The organism is Nocardioides sp. Leaf374 (genome assembly GCF_916862475.1).
Lineage (GTDB): Bacteria > Actinomycetota > Actinomycetes > Propionibacteriales > Nocardioidaceae > Nocardioides > Nocardioides kribbensis.
This window is the reverse complement of the sequence record NZ_CAKASO010000006.1, coordinates 1-21,297: the sequence shown is the minus strand read 5'-3', so window position 1 is coordinate 21,297 and position 21,297 is coordinate 1. Positions and strand designations below refer to the sequence as shown.

19 protein-coding genes, 1 tRNA gene and 1 pseudogene are annotated in these 21,297 nt (G+C 73.4%); 4 read left to right on the top strand and 17 right to left on the bottom strand.

Translation table 11 applies throughout. From position 1 onward, the window contains the following. Window positions 1–9: 9 nt before the first annotated feature. On the bottom strand, window positions 10–282 hold the full coding sequence (locus LPA27_RS04290; protein ID WP_228941627.1) for a transposase: 273 nt from the start codon (window positions 280–282) through the stop codon (window positions 10–12). A 1,118-nt stretch (window positions 283–1,400) separates the two neighbouring features. After that, window positions 1,401–1,529, bottom strand: a pseudogene (locus tag LPA27_RS04285) (IS3 family transposase); the annotation flags it as partial. A 144-nt stretch (window positions 1,530–1,673) separates the two neighbouring features. Between LPA27_RS04285 and LPA27_RS04280 the strand changes: the two are divergent. Further along, window positions 1,674–2,117, top strand: a complete 444-nt coding sequence (locus tag LPA27_RS04280) for a DUF6228 family protein (protein WP_228941626.1) — start codon at window positions 1,674–1,676, stop codon at window positions 2,115–2,117. 151 nt (window positions 2,118–2,268) lie between these two features. Here the strand turns inward: LPA27_RS04280 and LPA27_RS19380 are convergent, their stop codons facing one another. The 3 genes from LPA27_RS19380 to LPA27_RS04270 form a co-directional block, all read right to left on the bottom strand. Next, the gene (locus LPA27_RS19380; RefSeq protein WP_416383228.1) at window positions 2,269–2,508 is read right to left on the bottom strand and encodes a DUF2510 domain-containing protein; all 240 of its coding nucleotides are present in this window, start codon (window positions 2,506–2,508) and stop codon (window positions 2,269–2,271) included. Window positions 2,509–2,695: 187 nt separating this feature from the next. Continuing rightward, a tRNA-Thr gene (locus LPA27_RS04275) sits at window positions 2,696–2,771 on the bottom strand. 80 nt (window positions 2,772–2,851) lie between these two features. After that, entirely contained in the window at window positions 2,852–3,037 is a 186-nt protein-coding gene (locus LPA27_RS04270) for a hypothetical protein (protein ID WP_056863207.1), read from the bottom strand. 105 nt (window positions 3,038–3,142) lie between these two features. Between LPA27_RS04270 and LPA27_RS04265 the strand changes: the two genes are divergently transcribed. Continuing rightward, the gene (locus LPA27_RS04265) at window positions 3,143–4,069 is read left to right on the top strand and encodes a LysR family transcriptional regulator (RefSeq protein WP_056863206.1); all 927 of its coding nucleotides are present in this window, start codon (window positions 3,143–3,145) and stop codon (window positions 4,067–4,069) included. 16 nt (window positions 4,070–4,085) lie between these two features. Here LPA27_RS04265 and LPA27_RS04260 read toward each other — a convergent pair whose 3' ends face one another. The 4 genes from LPA27_RS04260 to topA are packed head-to-tail and all read right to left on the bottom strand — an operon-like array spanning window position 4,086 to window position 10,360. Beyond that, window positions 4,086–5,675, bottom strand: a complete 1,590-nt coding sequence (locus LPA27_RS04260) for an alpha/beta hydrolase (RefSeq protein ID WP_228941625.1) — start codon at window positions 5,673–5,675, stop codon at window positions 4,086–4,088. Beyond that, window positions 5,672–6,832: a DNA polymerase III subunit delta' gene (locus LPA27_RS04255; RefSeq protein WP_193665915.1), complete on the bottom strand. Its 1,161-nt coding sequence runs from the start codon at window positions 6,830–6,832 to the stop codon at window positions 5,672–5,674. Before LPA27_RS04255 ends, LPA27_RS04260 begins: the two co-directional genes overlap by 4 nt. Continuing rightward, window positions 6,829–7,479, bottom strand: a complete 651-nt coding sequence (tmk, locus tag LPA27_RS04250) for a dTMP kinase (RefSeq protein WP_228941624.1) — start codon at window positions 7,477–7,479, stop codon at window positions 6,829–6,831. Before tmk ends, LPA27_RS04255 begins: the two co-directional genes overlap by 4 nt. Window positions 7,480–7,531: 52 nt before the next feature. Continuing rightward, on the bottom strand, window positions 7,532–10,360 hold the full coding sequence (gene topA / locus LPA27_RS04245) for a type I DNA topoisomerase (RefSeq protein WP_228941623.1): 2,829 nt from the start codon (window positions 10,358–10,360) through the stop codon (window positions 7,532–7,534). A gap of 252 nt (window positions 10,361–10,612) precedes the next feature. Here topA and LPA27_RS04240 point away from each other — a divergent pair, with 252 nt between their 5' ends. Continuing rightward, complete coding sequence (locus tag LPA27_RS04240; RefSeq protein ID WP_228941622.1) at window positions 10,613–11,434, top strand: hypothetical protein; 822 nt, start codon at window positions 10,613–10,615, stop codon at window positions 11,432–11,434. Between the two features lie 8 nt (window positions 11,435–11,442). On the opposite strand, the gene LPA27_RS04235 is transcribed toward LPA27_RS04240, so the two are convergent. The 3 genes from LPA27_RS04235 to LPA27_RS04225 form a co-directional block, all read right to left on the bottom strand. Further along, window positions 11,443–12,933 carry a DUF7059 domain-containing protein gene (locus tag LPA27_RS04235; protein ID WP_228941621.1) on the bottom strand — a complete coding sequence of 497 codons (1,491 nt, stop codon included), beginning with the start codon at window positions 12,931–12,933 and terminating at the stop codon, window positions 11,443–11,445. A 62-nt stretch (window positions 12,934–12,995) separates the two neighbouring features. Beyond that, window positions 12,996–15,347: a sodium-translocating pyrophosphatase gene (locus tag LPA27_RS04230; RefSeq protein ID WP_228941620.1), complete on the bottom strand. Its 2,352-nt coding sequence runs from the start codon at window positions 15,345–15,347 to the stop codon at window positions 12,996–12,998. 240 nt (window positions 15,348–15,587) lie between these two features. Continuing rightward, window positions 15,588–15,926, bottom strand: coding sequence for an anti-sigma factor antagonist (locus tag LPA27_RS04225; protein ID WP_056863198.1), 339 nt, complete (start codon window positions 15,924–15,926; stop codon window positions 15,588–15,590). Window positions 15,927–16,202: 276 nt separating this feature from the next. Here LPA27_RS04225 and LPA27_RS04220 point away from each other — a divergent pair, with 276 nt between their 5' ends. After that, entirely contained in the window at window positions 16,203–18,551 is a 2,349-nt protein-coding gene (locus LPA27_RS04220; RefSeq protein ID WP_228941619.1) for a DEAD/DEAH box helicase, read from the top strand. 26 nt (window positions 18,552–18,577) lie between these two features. Here LPA27_RS04220 and LPA27_RS04215 read toward each other — a convergent pair whose 3' ends face one another. From LPA27_RS04215 to LPA27_RS04195, 5 genes are all read right to left on the bottom strand, one after another. Beyond that, the gene (locus LPA27_RS04215) at window positions 18,578–18,988 is read right to left on the bottom strand and encodes an Rv3654c family TadE-like protein (protein WP_165699028.1); all 411 of its coding nucleotides are present in this window, start codon (window positions 18,986–18,988) and stop codon (window positions 18,578–18,580) included. Continuing rightward, on the bottom strand, window positions 18,985–19,359 hold the full coding sequence (locus LPA27_RS04210) for a TadE family protein (RefSeq protein ID WP_056863196.1): 375 nt from the start codon (window positions 19,357–19,359) through the stop codon (window positions 18,985–18,987). Before LPA27_RS04210 ends, LPA27_RS04215 begins: the two co-directional genes overlap by 4 nt. Next, window positions 19,356–19,826: a DUF4244 domain-containing protein gene (locus LPA27_RS04205; protein WP_228941618.1), complete on the bottom strand. Its 471-nt coding sequence runs from the start codon at window positions 19,824–19,826 to the stop codon at window positions 19,356–19,358. The genes LPA27_RS04210 and LPA27_RS04205 overlap by 4 nt, the downstream gene beginning before the upstream one ends. A gap of 143 nt (window positions 19,827–19,969) precedes the next feature. Continuing rightward, window positions 19,970–20,722, bottom strand: coding sequence for a type II secretion system F family protein (locus LPA27_RS04200; RefSeq protein WP_228941617.1), 753 nt, complete (start codon window positions 20,720–20,722; stop codon window positions 19,970–19,972). Then, a partial coding sequence (locus LPA27_RS04195) for a type II secretion system F family protein (RefSeq protein ID WP_228941616.1) occupies window positions 20,719–21,297 on the bottom strand: 579 nt, incomplete at its 5' end. The genes LPA27_RS04200 and LPA27_RS04195, both read right to left, overlap by 4 nt.

The following is a 21,297-nucleotide window of genomic DNA, read 5'->3' as shown; positions in this document are numbered from 1 at the left end:
CTTAGCGAACTAGGCGGCTGCCTTGCGCAGGATCTCGCGTTCGACCTTGAGGTCGGCGACCTCCCTGCGCAGCCACTTCAACTCCAGACGCTCATGCTCGCTGAGCGCGCCCGGCAGGGCGTCGAGCGTCTTCTGCTCGCGTTCCTTGCGGACCCACGCGCCGAGGGTCTTGTAGTTGATCCCGAGGTCGCGAGCGACCTCGGCCATCGGCTTGTCGGTGGTCAGGACCAGACCAACAGCCTCGCTCTGGAACTCAGCTGGGTACTTCCATGGACGGCCCATAACGGACTCCCTTCGTGAGCCTGCGGCTCACAATCTGGTGTCCATCAGAGCGGGTCAAGTCCAACCCGCGCGGGTCCGAACCGTCAGCCCGGGTGGCGTCACCTGGGCAGAGTGGCCCACACCCTGGACAGCGCGAGCAGCCCACGGGCTTCGAGTCCGCCGTGGCGATGTGCCACGGCGGGCTCGAAGTCAGGCATGAAGACCAGACCCGGGCGTGAACCTCAGGCGGTTCTTCACGACAATTAGCAACTGCTCATTGACCACGTCGCAAGCGGGCGCGTTGGTCGGTGACCAGCAGCTGGCCCGATCGGACGCCCCGCATCTTGAATTTTCCGACAATCTCGAAAGAACTACTCAATCTCAAAAGGCACTAGCGCGCTTTGCAAATTGTAGCCAAAGAGCTCGGCGGACGCCTCGTATCGACCCGGTTCTAGATTGTCGATATCATCGAGCCACTGAACCGGCAAGTGGCCCGCGCCTGACTTGTCGATAGTCAGCTGCGGGCCGAAGCCACCAAGGACAACTCGGGCATGGACCGGCGAGCCAGAGCCGTCTGCCTCGCGGGCCACTCTGCCTATCACGTGGGTCTTCTCAAGCTCCGCACGGCTGACCGGGCCCCCGTCGTAGCGCGTTAGCACAACGGTTGCCGACTGCAAATCAGCAACGGCTCGTTCTCGACGAGGGATCAGCAGATCAAGCTTCAGCAGTTGCCCTACTGCCGTTGGGTCCAGCCGCGGAGCCTCAGGCCACCCGATCACCCCGCGCCAGCTCTCGCCCTGTCTTACGAGGTGCAATAGCCACCAGTCGCCCGACCCGTCTTCTGCAGGAGCCCCGAACGTGGCAGCCTCCGCTTCACCCGGCGCGTTCGTGCTCAGCAGCCGCCAGCTGTGGCTCGGAGCCGCACCCCTTGATGCGTCGGGCGGGCCGTCCACGCGTGAGATGGGCCGACCTCGAAACTGGGTCGGGAACTGCCGGCCGTCGAGGGACAAGCGACCGGCGTCAAACTCAACGCCGTCGAGTGTCACTCTTGGCTGTGTTGTCACGGTGACCCCCAGGGTGGTGTCAGTGCATCTTGCTGCCGCCAAGTGGCGTGATGCAGCCGTTGGTGACAGGTTCGGTTAGGCCGCAGCTGCGGTCTTGGTGGTGATCTTGTGCTCGTACTCGATGGGGGTCAACCCGTCGAGTGAGTCCTGGGGGCGCTGGCGGTGGTACCTACGCTCGATCCACACCGCGATGGCCAGACGTAGGGGGCTGCTGCACGAGGCGGTGTCACCAGACCTGGCCCGAATTACCGCGTCGGCGCGTACCTCGAACCGCACTCGCCTTACCGATGAGCGAGAACCCTCAGGCATGCTGTCAGGATAGACGCTGTTGTCTTGGCTGAGGGGCCGATGAAGATGATTTTCTCTGTCCCGGACTCGGACCCGGTGATGACAGTTCCGGCCCAGTACCTGTCCGTCACCCTGGAAGATCTGGATCTCCGCGCAACAAGGCGGGTGTACGAGGGCTACGACGAGGGGTTCACGAGTCTGGCCCGCTACTTCAATGAGCTGGCCACCGACTGGCGAGGATGGAACGGCAGTCGGTACTACGAATCCATCGAGGGTGACCTTCGCATTCAGGCCACACACGACGGTCATGTGAATCTCAGAGTGCTGCTCCGGGAGTCGGCGGTGTCTACCGGTTGGTGTGTGGAAGCCGAACTGCGCCTGGATGCGGGGGAAGCACTCAATGCCGCTGCAGCTGACATCGCTCACCTCGTTAGGGCCAGATCGGACTTGCGCACGTCTATGCCGCCGAGAGTGCGCGGTCCGGCCAAAGGTCGGGCACGCTGAGTTGAACGTCTGACAGGCCGTTTTCGGGACGACCGACCGTGGCGGGCGGTCGTCCCCTGGCGGCTGGACCGACTTCGAACGGTGCCGTCACCCCTGGGTTCAGCGACGCTCGGAGCCAGCGCCTAGCGTTGAGCAGCCTGACGGGCTCAGGCTACTTAAAGCTCGCCCGCAGCGCCGCCGGCAGGAAGCGCGGTCGGGCCGCGTGGGAGTTGTTTCGATCAGCGGCCGCGGCCCAATCACAACCAGCCTGGGCTTCGCGCGCTGTGACAAACCCCTGCCCCGGCGGAGGGGTCACGAGCGGCTGGGTGTGGCCGGTCCACTGCTGGCCGTCCCACCACCGCACGATGCTCTGGTCCTGGGCGTCGGGAAACCAACCTGGTGGGGTCGCCATCATCTGGGTGTTCTGTCGCCGTGTCGTTACCCAGGACGCAGCACCACAGATCGGACGGACACGCAGCCGGTCGGCCTCACAAACACGTGGGGGGCAGGGACTCCACGGAGTTTCTGTTGAGTTGTCCCCTCACGGCCCGGGAACGACGAAGCCCCCGACCGCATCACTGCAGGTCAGGGGCTTGTGGTGGAGCCGCCTGTCGGAATCGAACCGACGACCTTCTCATTACGAGTGAGACGCTCTACCGACTGAGCTAAGGCGGCGCGCTGCCGGATCGGTCAGGGACCGAGGCCGGACAACCCGCCGAAGTATACGGACGGACCCGGCAGGCGCCGAAATCGCCTCAGGCGGCGAGGACCTTCTCGCCGCGCGCACGGCTCGGCACGAGGTCGAGCGGGGCGGTCTGCTCGGCGCCGCACCAGCAGGTGAAGGTGGCCAGGACGCCGTGGTCGGAGTCGGCGACCGCGGTGATCTGGGAGGGGAAGATGAGCTGGCGCTTGTCGCAGGCGCTGCAGAGGTGGGTGAGCACGGCGGGTCCTTCCTGAGGCATCGGGTGAGGTGGTGAATCAATTCTCTGTCGCACCCGGCCATAGGGGTAGGACCACCTCCCATCAGATGCCATAGGCTGCACCTTGTGCTCAGTGTGCACCAGCTCACATGCTTCCTCGCCGCCTACGAGGAGGGCTCGCTGACCCGCGCCGCCGAGCGCCTGGGGTACGCCCAGCCGTCGGTCTCCGAGCAGATCCGCACCCTGGAGAGGTCGCTGGGGGTGCAGCTGTTCCGGCGCGTCGGGCGCGGCGTCGTGCCCACGACCGTGGCCGACGAGATGCGGCCCCACGCCGAGCGCGTGCTCGCCGCCCTCGACGAGACCCAGAAGGCCGTGCAGGGGGTGAAGTCCTTCGAGACCGGCACCATCCGCTTCGGCATGTTCGGCATCGCCCGCCTCTACGCCGGGGCCGGCCTGGTCGCCGACGTCCTGGCCCGCTACCCCGGGGTGCGCGTCGAGCTCATCGGGCAGAACTCCACCGAGGTGCAGGAGGACCTGCGCCGCGGCCGGCTGGAGGCCGCGATGCTCGCGGTGCACAACGTCTCCAGCGAGGGCATGAGCGTGACGCCGGTGGCGCGCGAGGAGCTGGTCTACGTCAGCGCCGACCCCGAGCGGCTCACCACCCCGGTCACGGCCCACCGCCTGTCGCAGGCCTCCCTGGTGATGCCCGAGACGACCTACCGCGCCGTCGACTCCACCCGGCAGACGCTGCGCCAGATGCTGCACGAGACCGGCCGCAACCCGCAGACCCGCATCGAGGTCGAGGACATCGAGACCGCCGTCGAGCTGGTCGGGATGGGCCTGGCCGACACCGTCATCCCGCGCGGTGCCGCCGAGCAGCTGCTCCCCCGCCTCGCGCCCGACGCCGGGTGGGTCTCGCTGCGCCCGCGCCAGTTCGACACCTTCGCCGTGGTGCACCGCGCCGACGCGGTGCTGTCACCGGCCGCGCGACTGATGATCGAGCTGGCCACGGCGCGCATCCGCGCCGTGGCCGAGCCGATCCACCGCCGCTGAGGTCAGCGGGACTGCCTCAGCACTCGAGCCCGTCGTCGGGCACGGTCCCCTCGACCAGGTAGTCCTCGACCGCGGTGTCGACGCACTCGTTGCCGGAGTTGTAGCCGGTGTGGCCGTCGCCGTCGCGGGTGACGAGCACCCCCGAGTCGAGCTGCTCGGCCAGCGCCTGCGCCCACTCGTAGGGCGTCGCCGGGTCACGGGTCGTGCCGACGACCACGATGGGCGCCGCGCCCGCCCCGTCGATCTGCGGGGCGGGCTCGGAGGCCTCGACCTCGATGCCCGCGCAGCCCACCAGGCCCCACGCGAAGACCCGCCCGAAGGTCGGCGAGGCCTCCTCGAAGTCGGCGTACTGCGCCGGGACGTCCTCGGGGGCCAGGGCGGTGGGGTCGTCGAGGCAGTTGATGGCGTAGATGGCCTCGGCGGAGTTGTTGAGGTAGTCGCCGCTGAAGGAGTCACGCGAGGCGTAGGCGTCGGCGAGCAGCATCAGCGTCGTGCCGTCGCCGTCGAGGGCCTGCTCGAGGCCCTGGGTCAGCAGCGGCCAGTAGTCGCGCACGTAGAGCGGGGTCACGACGCCGTAGAAGGCGCTGCCGACGGTGAGCTCGCGGTCGTCGGAGGTCGGCAGCGGCTGGGCGTCGATGTCGTCGAGCAGGTCGGTGATCGTGGCGAGACCCTCCTCGACCGAGCCGCCGAGCGGGCAGTCGTCGCCGGACACGCAGTCCTCGACGTAGGCGCGCAGGGCGGTCTCGAAGCCGCGCGCCTGGCCCAGCGACGACTCGCGGGTGCTCAGCGAGACGTCGACGGCGCCGTCGAGCAGCAGGCGGCCCACCCGCTGGGGGAAGAGCTCGGCGTAGGTCGCGCCGAGCTTGGTGCCGTAGGAGGCGCCGAGGTAGGTCAGCGTGGTCTCGCCCAGCGCGGCGCGCAGCACGTCCATGTCGCGGGCGGCCTCGACGGTCGTCACGTGGCCCACCAGGGCGTCGGAGCGCTCGACGCAGCCGGCGAAGAAGCCGTCGAGGTCCTCGACCAGCGCCTGCTCCTCGGCCGCGTCGTCGGGGTCGGGGTCGGCGGCGAGGAAGGCGTCGAGCTCGTCGTCGGAGAGGCAGTCGACCGGGTCGGAGCCGCCGGTGCCGCGCGGGTCGAAGCCGACGATGTCGAAGGCGTCGAGCAGCGGCTGGCGGAAGGCCTGGGTGCCGGCCGCGGCGTAGGAGGTGCCGGGCGAGCCGGGTCCGCCGGGGTTGACCACGAGCGAGCCGACCCGCTGGCCGGGCTCGTCGGCGGGGTCGCGCAGCAGCCGCAGGTCGATGGTCTCGCCGTCGGGCTCGGCGTAGTCGACGGGCACGGTGAGCGAGGCGCACTCCATGTCGTCGTCGTCCTCACAGGCCGCCCAGTCGATGCTCTGCCCGTAGTACGCCGCGAGCGCGGGGTCGGGCGGCTCGGTGGCGTCGGCCGACGGCGTCGACGTGGGCGCGGGGCCCGCGCGCTCGGGACCGTCGGCGGAGTCGTCGCCGTCGCGGGCCGAGAGGCCGTAGCCGATCGCGACGCCGGCCGCGCCCAGCACGAGCACCACCGCCAGCACGATCGCGACGATGCGGGTGGTGGACGGGCTCATCGACTGCTCCCCTCGGGCGCCTGCAGGGCGACCATCATGGCCTCCAGCGCCAAGGCCGGCGGCACGTTGAACTCCAGCATCTGCTCGCGCGCCTCGAAGATCGCGGCGATCCGGCGCAGGTTGTGCTCGGGGCTGGAGGTGCGCACGATCTCCTCCACGTCGGCGCGGATGTCCTCGTTGACCAGGTCGCCGGGCGCACCCGAGGCGAGCGCGATCGCGTCGCGGTAGACCGAGACGAGGTCCATGAGGCCCCGGTCGACGACGTCGAGGTGACGCCGCTTGGCGCGGGTCTTCTGCCCCTTCTCCAGGGCGGCGAGTGCCGGGCCGTACTCGCGCGGGCGGCGGCCGCGCTCGACCACGCCGTAGGAGGCGTCGAGGTCGCTGCGCTCGCGGGCGTCGAGGTCGCCGGTCTGCACCTCCGCCTCGTCCTTGGCGACCTGGGCGAGCTCCCCGGCGGCCCGCATGGCCGCGCCCAGCGACGTGACCCGGCGCGCCAGGGAGACCACCTCGTGGCGGCGGGCGCGGGTGCCCTCGTCGCGCGCCAGCGCCCGGGCCCGGCCGATGTGACCCTGGCTGGCGCGGGCGGCGTAGGCCGCGAGGTCGGGGGCCACGCCGTCGGTGCGCTCGAGGAAGGCCGCGACGTCGCGGGCCGTCGGGGTGGTGAGGGTCAGCAGCCGGCAGCGCGAGCGGATGGTCGGCAGCACGTCGTCGACGGTGGGGGCGCACAGCATCCACACCGTGCGGTCGGTGGGCTCCTCGATCGCCTTGAGCAGGGCGTTGCACGCCTGGTCGGTGAGGCGGTCGGCGTCCTCGACCACCAGGATCTGCCAGCGCCGGCCCACCGGGGACAGCGCGGCCCGGCGCACCAGGTCGCGGACCTCGTCGACACCGATCGAGAGCTTCTGGGTGCGGATGACCGCCACGTCGGCGTGCGACCCGGCCAGCACCGTGTGGCACTGGTGGCACTGCCCGCAGCCGGCCTGCTCCGGGGCGCGGTCGCACTGCAGGGCCGCGGCGAAGGCGACGGCGGCGTTGGAGCGACCCGACCCTGGCGGGCCGGTGAACAGCCAGGCGTGGCTCATGCCGTGGCCCGCGGCCGCGGTCTGCAGGGCCTCGACCGCACGGGCTTGGCCGACCAGCTGCTCCCAGACGGTCATGCCCGCACCGCCTGCACCAGCAGCGGCTCGACGCGGCGGCGCACCGCGGCGGCGATCTCGTCGCGGTCGGCGCGCGCGTCGAGGACGAGGTAGTGCTCGGGGTCGGCCGCGGCCATCGTCGTGAAGGCCGCGCGCACCCGCTCGTGGAAGTCCAGCGACTCGCCCTCGATGCGGTCGCGACCCTCGAAGCGGCCCAGCCCCGCGGCCGGCTCGAGGTCGAGCACCACGGTCAGGTGGGGCCTCAGGTCGCCGGTGGCCCACCGCGCGACCCGCTCCACCTCCGCGACCGGCAGGGTGCGCCCCGCGCCCTGGTAGGCCAGCGTGGAGTCGACGTACCGGTCGGTGACGACTACCTCGCCGCGCTCGAGGGCCGGCAGCACCACGGTGTCGACGTGCTCGGCCTTGTCGGCGGCGTAGAGCAAAGCCTCGGTGCGGTCGGAGAGGGCACCGGTCTCGGGGCTGAGCACGATGCGGCGCAGCTCGCGCCCGACCGGGGTGTCACCGGGCTCGAACGTCGACACCACGGTGTGGCCGGCCTCCTCCAGCCAGGCGCGCAGCAGCGCCGACTGGGTCGACTTGCCCGACCCCTCGCCGCCCTCGAGGCAGACGAAGACGCCGCGGGGGGAGAAGACGCCGGGAGAGCTCACGCGAGGAACCTACGTGTCCGGGCCGACAGCCGCCGACGCCGGTCCACGCCGATCAGGCCTTCTCGGCCGTCGCCTTCGTCGCCGCCTTCTTCGCGGTGGTCGTCGTGGTCGACGTCGTGGCCTTCTTGGCGGCGGTCTTGGTCGCGGTCTTCTTGGCGGCGGTCTTGGTCGCCGTCTTCTTGGCGGCGGTCTTGGTCGCGGTCTTCTTGGCGGTCGTCTTCTTGGCGGCGGTCTTGGCCGCCGTCTTCTTCGCCGGGGCCTTCTTCGCGCCCTTCTTGGCCGCCTTCTTGGCCGGCCCCCGCTCGCGGCGCTCGGCCAGCAGCTCGGCGGCGCGCTCGAGGGTGATGGCCTCCACCGAGTCGTCCTTGCGCAGGGTGGCGTTGTACTCCCCGTCGGTGACGTACTCCCCGAAGCGGCCCGACTTCACCACGACCGGCTGGCCCGAGACCGGGTCGTCGCCGAGCTCCTTGAGGGGCGGGGCCGCGGCGGCACGTCCGCGCTGCTTGGGCTGGGCGTAGATCTTCAGCGCCTCGTCGAGGGTGACGGTGAAGAGCTGCTCCTCCGCGGTCAGCGAGCGCGAGTCGCTGCCCTTCTTCAGGTAGGGCCCGTAGCGGCCGTTCTGCGCCGTGATTTCCTCGCCGTCCTCGCCCACGCCCACCACGCGGGGCAGCGAGAGCAGGCGCACGGCGTCGTCGAGGGTGATCGTGTCGAGCGACATGGTCTTGAACAGCGAGCCCGTGCGGGGCTTGGCGCTCTTCTTGGCATCCTCGGGCAGCGCCTCGGTGACGTAGGGCCCGAAGCGGCCGTTCTTGGCCACGACCTGCAGACCGGTCTCGGGGTGCACGCCGAGCTGGATCTCCTCGCCCGCGGGGTTGGCGAAGAGCTCGGTGGCCTTCTCCAGCGTCAGCTCGTCGGGCGGGAGGTCGTCGGGCACGTTGGCGCGCTTGCCGACCGGGTTGCCCTCGTCGTCGGGGCCCTCGAGGTAGGGCCCGTAGCGGCCCACGCGCAGGTGGATGCCGGAGTCGGGCCCGCCCACGGGGAAGGTCGCCAGCTCGCGGGCGTCGATGTCGCCGAGCTCGTCGACGAGCCGCTTGAGGCCGACCACGTCGCCGCTGCCGTAGTAGAACTCGCCGAGCTCGGTGTTGCGGTCCTTGCGGCCCGCCGCGATCTCGTCGAGCACGTCCTCCATCTCGGCGGTGAACTCGTAGGAGATCTGGCGCGGGAAGTGCTCCACGAGCAGTCGCACGACCGAGAAGGCCAGCCACGCCGGCACGAGCGCGGTGCCCTTCTTGTAGACGTAGCCACGGTCGGTGATGGTCTTGATGATCGCGGCGTAGGTCGAGGGACGCCCGATCTCGCGCTCCTCCAGCTCCTTGACCAGCGTGGCCTCGGTGTAGCGGGCCGGGGGCTTGGTCTCGTGGCCGGAGGCGGAGAGCGAGGCGGCGCTGAGCGCGTCGCCCTCGCTGAGGTTGGGCAGGCGGGTCTCGGCGTCGTCCTTGGCCGCGCCCTCGTCGGTGCCCTCGACGTAGGCCTTGAGGAAGCCGTGGAAGGTGATGGTGCGGCCGGAGGCGGAGAAGACGACGTCCTGGCCGGTGTCGGCCGCGCCGCCCAGGCGCACCGTGACGGTGTTGCCGACGGCGTCCTTCATCTGCGAGGCGACGGTGCGCATCCAGATCAGCTCGTAGAGACGGAACTGGTCGCCGGTCAGACCGGTCTGAGCCGGGGTGCGGAAGGTGTCGCCCGCCGGGCGGATCGCCTCGTGCGCCTCCTGGGCGTTCTTCACCTTGCCGGCGTAGACCCGGGGGGCGTCGGGGAGGTAGTCGGTGCCGTAGAGCTCGCGCACCTGGGCCCGCGCCGCGTCGATCGCCCCGCCCGAGAGGGTCGAGGAGTCGGTGCGCATGTAGGTGATGAAGCCGTTCTCGTAGAGCCGCTGGGCCACCGACATCGTCGAGGAGGCGCTGAAGCCGAGCTTGCGGCTGGCCTCCTGCTGCAGCGTCGTGGTGCGGAAGGGCGCGTAGGGAGAGCGACGGTAGGGCTTGGACTCGACCGAGCGGACCTCGAAGGAGGTCTCCTGCAGCGCCGAGGACAGGGCCTCGGCGGCGGCGCGGTCGAGGTGGACGACCTTGCCCTGGGCGCTCGACTTCAGCACGCCGTCCTGCCCGAAGTCGGAGCCGCGGGCCACCCGGGAGCCGTCGACGGAGTGCACCTTGGCCGGGAACATCCGCTGCTCGTGCTTGCTGCCGGCGTCGAAGGTGCCCTCGAGGTCCCAGTAGGACGCGACGCCGAAGGCCATCCGCTCGCGCTCCTTGTCGACGACCAGCCGGGTCGCCACCGACTGCACCCGCCCGGCCGACAGGCCCGACATGACCTTCTTCCACAGCACCGGCGAGACCTCGTAGCCGTAGAGCCGGTCGAGGATGCGTCGGGCCTCCTGGGCCTCGACGAGGTCCATGTCGAGGTCGCGGGGGTTCTCGGCGGCCGCGAGGATGGCCGGCTCGGTGATCTCGTGGAAGACCATGCGCTTGACGGGGATGTTCTTCGGCTTCAGCTCGTCGAGCAGGTGCCACGCGATGGCCTCGCCCTCGCGGTCCTCATCGGTGGCGAGGTAGAGCTCGTCGGCCTCCTTGAGCAGGCCCTTGAGCTTGCGCACCTGCTCGCGCTGGCGCTGCGGCACGACGTAGTGCGGCTCGAAGCCGTTCTCGACGTCGACGGCGAGACGGCCCCAGGGCTTGTCCTTGATCTTCGCCGGGGTGTCGGCGGCGCTCTGGGGCAGGTCGCGGATGTGACCGACCGAGGACTCCACGACGTAGCCCCGGCCGAGGAAGCCACCAATCTTCTGGGCCTTCGCCGGGGACTCGACGATCACCAACTTGTGTGCCACGCGACCAGCCGTTCTGAGCTCGGGGGATGCACGAGGGCCACCAGACGGGGCCCACGGCGGCTCACGGTAGCGCGTGACCCCCACGATCCCCGCCGCGGTCCGCACGAGGCCCCGCCGGCCCGCGGCCGCGCCGCGCCCTCCTCCACAGCTCCCGGCCCCGTACGCCGGGGCCCTGTGGACGAGCGCTGCGGAGGGTCGGCGCGGCGTGCCAGCGTGGTCCCTCCGACACCGACGACAGCCTGGGAGGACCCCGTGCAGGACCCCGACATCTGGGAGAGCGACCGACGGCAGGGCTGGTTCGAGCCGTCCGCGGCGCCGCGCCACCCGCGGCCCGGAGGGGTCGGTGAGCACCGCCTGACCCACCTGGTGCTCGTCGACGGCCGCCTGGTCGACGCCTGGAGCGAGCCGGTGGAGCACACCGACTGGGAGCACGTCGCGCGGCGGCACGACCAGGAGCGGCGGCCCCTGCCGCCACCGCCTCCCCCACCCCCGCCGGCGCACGAGCAGGTGCAGGCCTGGCTGGAGCGGGTCTGCGGGGGGCGCGAGGCCCTGGAGGCCCTCGACGACCTCCCGCTGGACGACGACGGCACCGATCTGCCCGACACCCTCGAGGACCTGCCCCTCCGGCGCCGCGCCGAGGGAGTCGGGGAGCTCCTCGACGCCGTGGCCGCCGCGCACCTCGACGTCGAGTCGTCCTACGCCCTGCGACGGGCCCTGGTGGCGCTGAGCGTCCTGGAGCCGGAGGTCGTCACGGGCGCGCGGTCGGCCGCGCACCTCGCCGGGGGGCTGTGCTGGGCCGTGGGCCGGGCCAACGGGTGGTTCCACCCCCACGGGTCGCTGCGCCTGACGATGGTCCAGGACGCCCTCGCCCTGCCCGGCTCGCCCGCTGCGGTCGGCGGGCTGGTCCGGCGGGCCCTCGTGGGCCTGCGGTGGGGCGACCTTGAGGGGCGCGAACGACCGCGGGAGGCGCCCCACCTGCTGCCGCTGGGCAGGCCCGACCTGCTCACGGCCGCGACCCGGGTCCGTCTGACGCGGCTGCGCGAGCGGGCTCGCGAGGCGCGCGAGGCCGCCTGACCGGGCGCTCAGGCGACGAGGAACCCCTCGCGGACGAGCTCGGCGACCACGGGGAGGTACTGCGCGCGCAGGTCGGCCGCGTCGCGGTCGAGCAGGTCGGCGACCGCGTCGAGGATCTGGCCGATGCTCAGCTCGCCGTCGCAGGCTCCCGCCAGGGCGGCCTCGACGGTGTCGACCTTGCGCGCGCGACGCAGCCCGCGCTGCTGGCGCAGCACGATGGTCTCGGGATCCTCCGCGCCCGGCGCGCCGACGGTCTCCTGGAGCACGTCGACGCGCAGCACGAGTCGGCTGCCGGCCTCGACGACGACGTCGGCGGCCCGGCCCCAGTCGCGCACGGCGGGCGCCACCGGCTGCTCGACCTCGTAGGGCCAGTCCAGCAGCGTCCGCGCGGCGGTGTCCGGCGCGGCCGACGCCCCGCGGCGCAGGTTGATCCAGCCGAAGCCGACGGCCTCGACCCCCTGCTCGTCGAACCACGACAGCCAGGTGTCGTAACGACGCCGGTAGTCCTCGGCGCTCGCGCCGCCGGTGCTCGGGTGCTGCCCGGCGTCCTTGAGCCACAGCTCGACGTAGGCCGCGGGGTCGAGGACCTCGCGCTGCACCACCAGCGCGTCGCAGTCGTCGGCCACCCAGCCGGCGAGGCGCTCGTCCCACGGCGTGTCGCGGGCGATGACCCAGTTGGCCAGCACCTGGCACCAGCCGCCCGCGGTGAGGTGGTCGGGGGCGGCCCGCACGATGTCCTCCACCACCCGGTCACCGGGCAGACCGGAGTCGCGGTAGACCAGCCGCTCGCCGGTGGCGGGGCTGATGACGAAGGGCGGGTTGGTGGCGATCAGGTCGAAGCGCTCCCCCGCGACGGGCTCGAAGAAGGACCCGTCGCGCACGTCGACGCGGTCGGCGACGTCGTTGAGCGCGGCGTTGAAGCGGGTCAGGCGCAGGGCCTTGGCGTTGACGTCGGTGGCGACGACGCGGCCGCTGTGGCGCGCGAGGTGCAGCGCCTGCACCCCGCACCCAGTGCCGAGGTCGAGGCTGCGGCCGACCTCCTCGCGCAGGGTGAGCTGGGCCAGGGAGGTCGAGGCCGGGCTGATCCCGAGCACGTGGTCGCCGCCGACGCGCTGCGGCAGGCCGTCGAGACCCGGCGTGAGGTCGCTGACGACCCACAGGTGCGCGGTCTCGTCGGCGTGGTCGGTGGCGTAGGGGCGCACGTCGAGGCGCGCCGCGACCTCGCCCACCGACTGCTCGACCAGACCCTGCGCCGCCATCGCGTCGAGCAGCCCCGGCAGCGCGCGCTCCGCGGCGTCGCGCGAGACGGCGGTCTGGAGCAGGAAGAGGCGCACCAGGGTCGCCAGCGGCGAGCCGTCGCCCGTCGCGAGCAGCCCCGGGGTCGTCTCGTTGCGGGCCAGGGCGTCGTGGGCCTGGCGACCCAGCAGGCCGGCCACGGCGTCGTAGGTGAAGTCGGCCCTGACGAGGGCCTCGCGCAGGAGGTGGGGAAGGTCGCTCACGCAGGCGAGCGTAGGCCCCGACGAGAGCGACCCGCCCGGTCGGGGACCGGGCGGGTCGGTGCTCACAGCTCGCGCTGGACGGTGGGCGTCGGGTCGACGTAACCGTCGGTCGGGGGCGGCGGTGGCGCGCTCGGCGGCGCCGGCTCGTCGCCCATGGCGGTCTCGCGCTGCTTGGAGATGTAGACCGCGACCGCGATGACGACGACGGCGGCGACCGCGATCGCGACGCGCAGGACGTCGTTCTGGTCCTTGCCCACGCTGAGGGAGACCACCGCGCTGGCGATGAGCAGGGAGACGAGGTTCATCACCTTGATCAGCGGGTTGATCGCCGGGCCGGCGGTGTCCTTGAAGGGGTCGCCGACGGTGTCGCCGATGACGGTGGCGGCGTGGGCCTCGGAGCCCTTGCCGCCGTGGTGGCCGTCCTCGACGAGCTTCTTGGCGTTGTCCCAGGCCCCGCCGGCGTTGGCCAGGAAGACCGCCATCAGCGTGCCCGTGCCGATGGCGCCCGCGAGGAAGCCGGCCAGGGCGGTCGCGCCCAGCCCGAAGCCGACGGCGATCGGGGCCAACACCGCGAGGATGCCCGGCGTGACGAGCTCGCGCAGGGAGTCCTTGGTGACGATGTCGACGACCTTGCCGTACTCCGGGCGTCCGGTGCCCTCCATGATCCCGGGGATGTCGCGGAACTGGCGGCGCACCTCGTAGACGACCGCGCCGGCCGCACGGGCGACCGCGTTGATGGCCAGGCCGGAGAAGAGGAAGACCACCGCGGCGCCGAGCAGCACACCGACGAGGACGGCGGGGTTGAAGACGCTGAAGTCGAGGAGGTTGGCCTCCTCCAGGCTCGGGTCGGCGTCGGCCAGGGACTCGAAGACCGAGGTGGCGTAGGACCCGAAGAGCGCGGTCGCGGCGAGCACGGCCGTGGCGATCGCGATGCCCTTGGTGATGGCCTTCGTGGTGTTGCCGACCGCGTCGAGCTCGGTGAGGATCTGCGCCCCCTCCTCGCTGACGTCGCCGGACATCTCCGCGATGCCCTGGGCGTTGTCGGAGACCGGGCCGAAGGTGTCCATGGCGACGATGACGCCGACCGTGGTCAGCAGGCCCGTGCCGGCCAGCGCCACCGCGAAGAGCGACACCGTGAGCGCGGCTCCGCCGAGCAGGTAGGCCCCGAAGACCGCCGCCCCGATGACCAGCGTGGTGTAGACGGCCGACTCGAAGCCGACCGAGAGGCCCGAGAGGATGACGGTGGCCGCGCCCGTGAGGGAGGTCTTGCCGACGTCCTTGACCGGGCGGAACTCGGTGCCGGTGTAGTAGCCGGTGAGGGCCAGGATGCCGGCCGACATCACGATGCCGATGACGACGGCGGCCGAGGCGATGAAGCGCGGGTCGCCGTCGGCCTGGGCCAGGTCGGGGGCGATGTTGGCGAACTCCGCGAAGCTGCCGGGCAGGTAGACGTAGGAGAGGAGCACGCTGGCCACGGCGGCGATGCCCGAGGAGAGGTAGAAGGACCGGTTGATGGTGGTGAGGCCGTTCTCGCCGGCCTTGGGGCGGGTGAGGTAGACCCCCGCCACCGCGGTGAGGGCCCCGATGGCCGGGATGAGCAGCGGGTAGACCAGCCCCTGGTCGCCGAAGGCCTGCGAGCCCAGGATGAGGGCCGCCACGAGCGTCACGGCGTAGGACTCGAAGAGGTCGGCGGCCATGCCGGCGCAGTCGCCCACGTTGTCGCCGACGTTGTCGGCGATGGTGGCGGCGTTGCGCGGGTCGTCCTCGGGGATGTTGTTCTCGACCTTGCCCACCAGGTCGGCGCCGACGTCGGCGGCCTTGGTGAAGATGCCGCCGCCCACGCGCATGAACATCGCGAGCAGGGCGGCCCCGAAGCCGAAGCCCTCCAGGACGTCGGGGGCCTCGTCCTGGAAGAAGAGCACCACCAGGCTCGCGCCCAGCAGGCCCAGGCCGACGGTCAGCATGCCGACCATGGCCCCGGTGCGCAGCCCGATCGTCATCGCCGGCTCGCGGCCCGAGGTCTCGGCCGCGGCGGCGACGCGCAGGTTGGCCCGCACCGCGAGGTTCATGCCCAGGTAGCCGACGGTGGCGGAGAAGCCGGCTCCCACGACGAAGAAGACCGAGCGGAAGATCCGCACCACCGTGTCGTCCGCGGGCAGCAGCAGCAGGGCGAAGAAGGCGACGGCGGCGAAGATCGCCAACGTCCGGAACTGTCGGGTGAGGTAGGCGTTGGCGCCCTCCTGCACGGCTTGGGCGATGGTCTGCATGCTGGCGGTGCCCTCACCGGCGGCGAGGACCTCCCGGCGGAACATCGCCGCCATCGCCAGCGCACCGAGCGCGACGAGGGCAACGATGACGACCAGGACGAGGTTGCCGCCGGAGAGCTCCACGACCAAGGGTCGGATCCCCGTCATCTGATTCCTCCTACGTGCTGGGTGAGCGAGCGGTGGAGTGAACGATCAGGCGCAGGAACGTGATCTGCGTCTCACGGACGAGCCGGAGTCTACGCACGCCGACGCCCTTCACCGCACGACTGTGTGTCGTGGGTCACACGTGTCGGCCCGGGGCGCGGGTCGCGGCCGGGCCCCACGGTGGTCGGGTCCGGTGCTCCTCAGCGAGGAGGGGAGGGGCCGGCGGTCGGTCCTGAGGACCGGTCAGCTGGCGGCCAGCGCGTCGTCGGCGCTGTCGTGGATCATGAAGACCTTGGCCAGCCCGGTGATCCGGAAGATCTTCAGCAGACGGTCCTGGGTGCACACGAGGTGCAGCGAGCCGTCGTGGGCCCGGACCTTCTTCAGCCCGCCGACGAGCACGCCGAGGCCCGTGGAGTCGAGGAACTCGACGGCCTCCATGTCGACCACGAGGTCGTAGGTGCCGGCGGCGACCAGCTCGGTGATCTTGTCGCGCAGCTTGGGGGCGGTGTAGACGTCGATCTCGCCACCGACGGCAACGATGGTCTTCCCATCGACGTCGCGCGTCGCAAGAGTGAGGTCCACGTCTACTCCCATGTCGGCCTGCGGAATCCGTGCCAGTCGAGCTGGCGGACCTCGTGAGGGCGGGCGACGCCATGACACTCGGCCAGCCATATGAAACCACGCTCGCGGCCCCGGCGCACAAAAAGGGTAAAGGTCGGACGCCCGCGCCGCGCTGCGCCCCGACGCAGCGCCCTGGCCGCTCCCGGACAGTGGCACGAAGGCCCCCGCGACGGCCGCCACCGGTCCGCGCCGCCCGGCCCTGCGGGGCTGTCGGTGGACCCTGGGACACTCGGATCCATGACCGCCGCCCTCCCCCTGCGCCCCCGAGCCGGTCTGGTCGACCGCCTCGCCGCGGTGCCGGGCCGCGAGGACCGCCTGACCCACGTCGAGGAGCTCGCCGCGCGCGATCCGCGCCACGCCCCGTGGCCGACCTGGGTCGCGTCCGACGTGCGGGGCGCGCTCGAGGCGCGCGGAGTCGAGCGGCTGTGGAGCCACCAGGGCGAGGCCGCCGAGGCCGTGCGGGCCGGGCGGCACGTGGTCGTCGCCACCGGCACGGCGTCGGGCAAGTCGCTGGCCTACCAGCTGCCGGCGCTGACCGCGGTGCGCGAGTCGCGGGGCAGCCGGGGACAGCGCGGCGCGGGCGTGCTCTACGTCGCCCCGACCAAGGCGCTCGCCCAGGACCAGCTGACCTCGCTGCGCTCGCTGGGGCTCGACGTGCGCGCCACGACCCACGACGGCGACAGCGGCCGCGACCAGCGCGACTGGGCCCGCGAGCACGGGGAGTACCTCCTCACCAACCCCGACATGCTGCACCGCTCGATGCTCCCGGGCCACGCCCGCTGGGCCGGATTCCTCGGCTCGCTGCGCTACGTCGTGGTCGACGAGTGCCACCACTACCGCGGCGTGTTCGGCGCGCACGTGTCGCACGTGCTGCGCCGGCTGCGACGCGTGTGCGCCCTGCACGGCGCCGACCCGACCTTCGTGCTGGCCTCGGCCACGGTGGCCGACCCGGCGGCCGCCGCCCACCGCCTCACCGGGCTCGACGTGGAGCCGGTCACCGACGACGGGTCGCCGCGGGGTCGGGTGTCGGTGGCGCTGTGGGAGCCGCCGTTGACCTCCCACACCGGCGAGAACGGCGCCCCGGTGCGCCGCGCCGCCTCCTCGGAGGTCGCCGACCTGCTCGCCGACCTGGTGGTCGACGACGTGCGCACGCTGGCCTTCGTGCGGTCGCGACGGGGGTCGGAGCAGGTGGCGATGACCGCGGCCGCCCTGGTCGCCGAGGTCGAGCCGTCCCTGGCCCGCCGGGTCGCGGCCTACCGCGGCGGCTATCTTCCCGAGGAGCGCCGCGCCATCGAGACCGCGCTGCGCGACGGGTCACTGTGCGGACTGGCCGCCACCAACGCCCTCGAGCTCGGCATCGACGTCAGCGGCCTCGACGCGGTGCTGATGGCCGGCTTCCCCGGCACCCGCGCCGCCCTGTGGCAGCAGGTGGGCCGGGCCGGGCGCGGCGCCCAGGACGCCGTCGGGGTGCTCGTGGCCCGCGACGACCCGCTCGACACCTACCTCGTGCACCACCCCGACGCCCTCTTCGGGGCCCCCGTCGAGGCCAGCGTCTTCGACCCGGGCAACCCCTACGTCCTGGCCCCCCACCTGTGCGCCGCCGCCCAGGAGGCTCCGCTCACCGCCGACGAGCTGGACCTCTTCGGCCCCACCACGCGCGGCGTGCTCGACCAGCTGGTCGCCGGCGGGCTGCTGCGTCGCCGCCCCCGCGGCTGGTACTGGACCGACGCGCGCCGCGCGGCCGACCTGGCCGACATCCGCTCCACCGGCGGCGCGCCGGTCTCGCTCGTCGAGGCCGGCACCGGTCGCGTCGTCGGCACGGTCGACGCCTCCAGCGCCCACGGCACGGCCCACCCCGGAGCGGTCTACGTGCACCGCGGCGAGACCTGGCTGGTCGACTCCCTCGACCTCGAGGAGCACGTCGCCGTCATCCACCGCGCCGACCCCGACTACTCCACCTCCGCGCGCGAGGTCACCGACATCTCGATCGTCGCCGAGCGGGGTCACCGCACCTGGGGGCCGTGCCGGCTCAGCGTGGGCGAGGTCGACGTGTCGCAGCAGGTCGTCTCCTTCCTCAAGCGCCGCCAGCCCGGGGGCGACGTCGTCGGGGAGGAGCTGCTCGACCTGCCCGAGCGGGCGCTGCGCACCACCGCGGTGTGGTGGACCGTGCCCGCCACGACCCTGGCCGCGGCGGGCCTGGCCGCCGACGACCTGCCCGGGGCCGCCCACGCCGCCGAGCACTGCTCGATCGGCCTGCTGCCGCTCTTCGCGACGTGCGACCGCTGGGACATCGGCGGTGTGTCGACCGCGATGCACCCCGACACCGGCGAGCTGACGGTCTTCGTGCACGACGGCCACCCGGGCGGGGCCGGCTTCGCCGAGCGGGGCTTCCACGCCGCCCGGGCGTGGCTGACCGCGACCCGCGAGACCATCGCGACCTGCGAGTGCGCCGACGGCTGCCCCTCCTGCGTGCAGTCGCCCAAGTGCGGCAACCAGAACAACCCGCTCGACAAGGCCGCAGCGGGCCGGCTGCTCGACCTGCTGCTCACCGGCGCCGACCCCGACGGGTCCGCCGCCGGGGCCTGAGACCGGCCACGACCGCAGCGCCCGCGTCAGGCCGGGCCCGCGCGGGCGACGCCCACGGGATCGGCGGACCGGCCCAGCCACCGCGGCCCGCGCACCAGCGCCTCGACCTCCACCTCGGAGCCCGTGACCGTGCACCGCACGGCCTCGGCGCCGTTGTCGCCCGCCACCCGGGCGGCCGCGGAGCAGGCGTCCGCGCCCTGCTGCAGGGCGCCGGCCCCGGCGAGCGCAGCGAGATCGGCGGCGGCCTGGGCCGAGCGGTGCGCGGCGAACACCGCCCCCACCGTGCCCAGCGCCGCCGCCACCAGGAGCAGCACCCCGAGCAGGGCGACGCCGAGCACCGTGGCCGCACCGCGCTGACCGCGCTCCCCCCGCTCCACCCGCTCCCCCCGCTCGGGCGCGGCCGGCCCGCCGGCGGGCCTCGTGACCGGGACGGTCACACGCCCACCTCCACCGCGGCGACCGCATCGGCGGCCACCTCCGCACCCGGCAGCGACCCGACGACTCCCCCCGGGCCGTCGAGTCGCGCGGTGACGGTGACGGTGACGGTGTCACCCGAGCGGACCACCGAGACGGTGGCGCCGCTCGGGGCCACCCGGCGCGCCGCTGCCACCGCAGCCGCCTCGCCGTCGCCCCGCGCCGCCACCCGCGCTCCCTCCCGGGCCGCGTCGACCACGCGGACCTGGCCCAGCACCAGCGAGAGCACCCACACGAGGGCCGCGGTCACGGCCACCATGGCCGGCAGGACCATCGCGGCCTCGGCGGTCACGGCGCCGCGCTCGCCGCGTCGGGGCGACGGCTCCCGGCTCATCCGATGCCCAGCAGCCCGAGCACGTGATCGAAGAGCCGGGTGAGCAGCTGGTCGCCGAAGCCACCGGTCAGCATCTTGTAGAGCAGCCCGGCCAGGCCGGCGCCCGCAGCGGTGCCGACGGCGTACTCCGCGGTGGTGATGCCCGCCTCGGGGGCCGCAGCGCGGGTGTCTGCCGGGGGCCCCGCCGGGGACGCTGCCGGGGACGCGGCGTCCGGACGGGTGCCGGGCACGGCGTAGAGCGCCGGCCGGCGACGGCGGCCGGTCCGCGAGACCGGCCACGGGCCGGGGCGGTCGACGCCCGGGCGCGCCAGGCGGAGGGCCCGGGGCGGGCGAGGCGTCGGGGCGGGGGTGCCAGAGGCAGCGGCGTTGCCGGCGGCGTTGCCGGCTGCGGTGCTGGCGGCGGTGCTGGCGGCGGGGCCGGGGACTGGGCCGGCAGGGGCCGTGTGGTGCTCGGCGGTCGTGGTCATCTCTCTCCTCGCGTCGTGGCGCCGCGGGCGCGGCGCCGTGTCTCGACCCTGCCGCCGCCGACCCCTGGCGGTGCGGCCCGCGGCCGAGCCTGTGGAGGGCCAAGCCACAGGGTGGGCGTGTGCACGGTTGGTGGTCAGGTCGCTCACCACGCGAGGCTCTCGAGCAGGCCCGCGACCACCGGCACGATCCCGACGAGGAGGAAGGCCGGCAGCAGGCACAGCCCCAGCGGGGCAGCCGCCCGGACGCCGACGGCCCGGGCGCGGTCCTCCACGTCGGCCCGGGCGGAGCGCGCCAGCTCCTCCGCGAGCCGCTCGACGGCGGCGACCACCGGGGCGCCCGTCTCGTGGGCCCGGCCCAGGGCCCGGCCCAGAGGGGCCAGGTCGGCGTCGGCGGTGACGAGGCGCCAGACCTCGCCCGGGTCGAGGCCCAGGCGCAGGCGGTGCACCGCCGGCTCCAGACGCTCGGCGGCGGGCCCCGGGAGCGCAGCGGTCGCGAGCTCCACGGCGGCCCCCGGAGAGGCCCCGGCCCCCAGCGCGGAGCCCACGAGCGCCACGAGGTGGGGCAGCTCGCGCCTCACCGCCTCGCGCTCGCGTCGGGCGGGCGCCGGCTCGGCGCGTCCGACGCCGACCCACACCGCCGCGCCCACGGCCGGGGCCAGCACGGCGCCGGCCGTGCCGGACACGAAGGCCCAGGCCCCGACGGCGCCGAGGAGCGAACAGAGCAGACGGTGGCGGTGCAGCCAGCCCAAGCCGGACGCGCCGCCGGCGGCCGCAGCGGTGCCTGCGGGGCCGCCCCACGCGTCGCCGGAGCACGGGTCGGGAGGCCGCGCCGGGCTCGGCAGCAGCAGCGCCACCGCCGCCGCTGCGGCGAGGGCCGCGAGGAGCCCGGGCGTCACCGGCCCTGCTCCACCGACCGGGCGATGGCCTCGACCCAGGCCACACCGGCCAGGGCGCAGGTCACGCCGGCGGCCAGGCAGGCCAGGCCGACCGGCTCGCCGAGCAGGAAGCCCCAGGGGTCGCCGCCGGCACCCGACCCCATGGCGAGCGCGAGGAGCGGCAGTGCGGCGACGAGCTTGACGGTGGCCCGCACCGAGGCGAGCTCGCCGCGGACCACCCGCTCGGTGGAGCGCACGGCGCGCAGGTCGACGGCGACCCGGTCGACGGCGGCGGCCAGACCCACACCGGTGCGGTGGGCGACCTGCCACGCCGCGGCCAGCAGGCGCAGGTCACCGGCGCCCGGCTGCCGCGCGACCGTGCGCCACGCCTCGGCGACGTCGGTGCCCAGGCGCAGGCTCTCGGCGACCGGGGAGAGGGCCGCCCACTCCTGGGCGGCGTGGCCGAGGGCCAGCACCGGCGGCCGCCCGGCCGCGAGCTCGGCGGCGAGCCGCTCGCACGTCTCCAGGACCCGGGTGGAGGTGCGGTGCGCCTCGCGGGCGGCGCGACGGGCGGCCCAGAGCCGGGCCGTGGCGCC